The 3,122-nt window shown below is 65.1% G+C and carries 2 protein-coding genes and 2 pseudogenes; 3 read left to right on the top strand and 1 reads right to left on the bottom strand.

The features are described from left to right. From A5622_RS07055 to A5622_RS07045, 3 genes and pseudogenes are all read left to right on the top strand, one after another. Positions 1–339: MCE family protein (locus tag A5622_RS07055; protein WP_197507963.1), on the top strand; the 339-nt coding region annotated here is incomplete at its 5' end. Beyond that, positions 336–1,364, top strand: a complete 1,029-nt coding sequence (locus tag A5622_RS07050) for an MCE family protein (RefSeq protein WP_066877528.1) — start codon at positions 336–338, stop codon at positions 1,362–1,364. The genes A5622_RS07055 and A5622_RS07050, both read left to right, overlap by 4 nt. Further along, positions 1,361–2,272 (top strand): annotated as a pseudogene (locus A5622_RS07045) (MCE family protein); the annotation flags it as partial. The gene A5622_RS07050 and the pseudogene A5622_RS07045, both read left to right, overlap by 4 nt. 188 nt (positions 2,273–2,460) lie before the next feature. Here A5622_RS07045 and A5622_RS27950 read toward each other — a convergent pair. Next, a pseudogene (locus A5622_RS27950) lies at positions 2,461–3,003 on the bottom strand (MCE family protein); the annotation flags it as partial. Between the last annotated feature and the right edge of the window lie 119 nt (positions 3,004–3,122).

Raw genomic sequence — 3,122 nt, 5'->3', positions numbered from 1 at the left:
CATGGTGGCCGAGACGCGTTGGGCGGCAACGGTTATTCGGTGATACTCGACGCGGCGCTGCTGTTCGGCGACGACCCGTACCGGTATCCGAAACACCTGCCCAAGGTCAACGCCACCGGCGGGCCGGGCGGAAAGCCGAGCTGCGGCTCGCTGCCCGACCCCAGTGCCAACTTCCCGGTGCGGGCGCTGGTCACCGATACCGGTTGGGGGGCGGCGCCGAACGAGATCCGCACCAACGTGGCCGCGGGTAATCCCCGGTGGGCCAACTGGTTCCCGACCACCAAGAACCCTCCGGAAGGGCCTCGCTACTTCTGGCGCGGGGGGCAGCCGCCGCCATGAGAAGGAAACTATCCAGCATCATCCTGCGGGTCGGCAGCTTCACGGCGGTCTGCCTCCTGTTCACCTTTGCGCTGGTCGCGGTGTTCGGGCAGTTGCGGTTCGAGGACCGCACCGGCTACCGCGCCATCTTCACCAACATCTCCGGCCTCAAGTCGGGCAACTTCGTGCGGATCGCCGGCGTGGAAGTCGGCAAGGTCGGCGACCTGAGCCTGCACCGTGACGGCACCGTCACCGTCGACTTCGAGGTGGACAAAGGCGTTCGGCTCAGCGAGGGCACCAAGGCCGTCGTGCGTTACGAAAACCTGATCGGTGACCGCTATCTCGCGCTCGAGGAGGGTCCGGGGCCACCACGCCGGCTGCCGCCGGGGGCGACCATCCCGCTGGCCCGGACGTCGCCCGCGCTCGACATCGACGCGTTGATCGGCGGTTTCCGTCCGTTGTTCCGCGCCCTGGACCCCGATCAGGTCAACGCCCTGTCCGGTCAACTGCTGCGAATCTTTCAGGGGCAGGGCGGGACGCTGGCGTCGGTGCTGTCACAAACCTCGATACTGACCTCCACCCTGGCGGGGCGCAGCGAGCTGATCGGCCAGCTGATCACCAACCTGAACACGGTGCTGCACACCTTCGCCACCCGCGATCGCGAGTTTTCCGACGGCGTGGACAAGCTGGCCCAGCTGGTGGACGGGCTGGCCCAGCGCAGGAACGACATCTCCACCGGCCTCGCCTACATCAATGCGGCCGCGGGTTCGATCACCGATCTGCTCGCCCAGTCCCGCCAGCCGATCAAAGACGTTGTCCACGAGACGGATCGCGTGTCGGGGCAGGTGCTTTCCGACAAGGAATACGTCGACAAACTGCTCAAGGATCTCCCGGACATCTACCAGGTGCTCGCCCGGCAGGGCCTCAACGGTGACTACTTCGGTTTCTACTTCTGCGAGGTATTGCTCAAGCTGAACGGTAAGGGGGGCAACCCGATCTTCGTCAAGCTGTTGGGCCAGCCCAGCGGGCGGTGCACGCCGCAATGAGGCTGAAAATTCCCAAGGTCAAATCCGGCGACCAGCGAAACCCTTTCGTGCTGGGCGTGATGGGAACCGTCATCCTGGCATGCGTGACCATCGTCGCCTTCCAGTACAACAAGCTGCCGTTCATCAAGAACACCGACGACTATGCGGCCTACTTCTCCGAGGCCGGCGGCATCAAACCCGGTAACACTGTGCGCGTTTCGGGCATGGGCGTGGGCCGGGTCTCCGACCTTCGCCTGGAGGGCACCAAGGTCCGGGTGGGTTTCACCGTGCACAAGGGCGTCGAATTGGGCGACCGCACCGAGGCGGCGATCAAGACCGAAACCATACTGGGCGCCAAGATGCTCGAGCTGACGCCGCGCGGCGCCGGGAAGTTGTCGGGCACCATTCCGTTGGAGCGCACCACCTCGCCGTATGAGCTGCCCGACGCCCTTGGCGATCTGACGACAACCATCAGCGGCCTGGACACCGCCCAATTGTCCACGGCGCTGAGCACATTGGCGAACACCCTCAAGGCGACACCGGCCAACCTCAGGCCCGCTTTGGAGGGCGTCGCGCGGTTCTCCGACACCCTCAACGGTCGCGACGCGCAGCTACGCAGCCTGCTGGGCAACGCCAACAAGGTGTCGACGGTGCTGGGCAAGCGCAGCCAGCAGATCGCCGGACTGGTGGCGAATTCCAACGCGCTGCTGGCGGCCCTGCTGGATGAACGAGATTCGCTGGACGCGTTGATGAACAACCTGACCGCGGTGTCGCATCAGATCTCGGGGCTGGTCAACGACAACAGGACCCAACTCAAACCCGCCCTGGACAAGCTCAACGGCGTACTGGAGATCCTGGACAACCGCAAGGAAGACATCCAGAAGACGCTGCCCAAGTTCAAACGCTATGCGATGTCCTTTGGCGAATGCCTGGGTTCGGGACCGTTTTTCAAGGCCTACGTCGCCAACCTGGTGCCCGGCCAGATCGGCGGCCCGGTGCTCGACGCGGACATGTACGACCGATTCCTGGACCCCAACCAGAAGCTGCCGTCGGAGGTGGTGGACCCGCCCACCGGCACCCCGCCGGTGCCGCCGGAGAACGCGCCGGTGCCGCTGTGGTCGCAGCCACCGTCGCCCTGGCCGCGCACGTTGTCCGCCGCCGAGTCGATGAACTCGCCGACGGAGTTGACCCCGCCCGGGCTGGTGGGCTGCAGGGCGTCGGTGAGTTTCTCCAGCTGCTTGCGGAAGTCATCCCATTCGACGGGAACCGCGGTGCGGCTCAGGGGAATCGAGGCGCCGGCGCTCAGCTTCGGGCCGCCGGAGTACGCCGGGACGAGCTGGACAGCCCGCGATGTCACTAGCGATGGCGACAGGATCGCAGCGCGAGCATCCGCGGGGATCGAAAACTGCTTGTCGACGGAGAACGTCACCTTGGAACTGCCGGGCTGGGGCTCGATCTTATCGACCACGCCCACGGCGACGCCGAGGATGCGAATCTCGTCGCCCACGAACAGACCATTGGCCTCGGTGAAATAAGCCGAGTACGTATTCTTTTCGACGTCTTTCCACAGCTTGTTGCCGACCACGAACGACGCCACGACCAGCGTCAGGATCAGGGTGGCGGCGGTTGCCTTCTGTAGGGTGCCCCGACTGATGTTCATGGCGAATCGAAATCGTGGGGCGAGGGCGGCGGAATAGTCCGGATGGAAGGGGAACGTGATGATTTCGGCGCCCTCGTCGTCGGTGGCGAACGGCACCATGGTCAGTTCGACCTCCTGGC

The sequence above is a fragment of the Mycobacterium sp. 1245801.1 genome (assembly GCF_001673055.1).
Classification (GTDB): Bacteria; Actinomycetota; Actinomycetes; order Mycobacteriales; family Mycobacteriaceae; genus Mycobacterium; species Mycobacterium europaeum_A.
Note: the sequence above shows the minus strand (reverse complement) of the source record. Positions and strands in the feature narration are given on the sequence as shown.

Excerpts from the sequence above, each read along its gene's own strand:
- A5622_RS07050 (WP_066877528.1), top strand. The coding sequence starts at position 336 with ATGAGAAGGAAACTATCCAGCATCATCCTGCGGGTCGGCAGCTTCACG.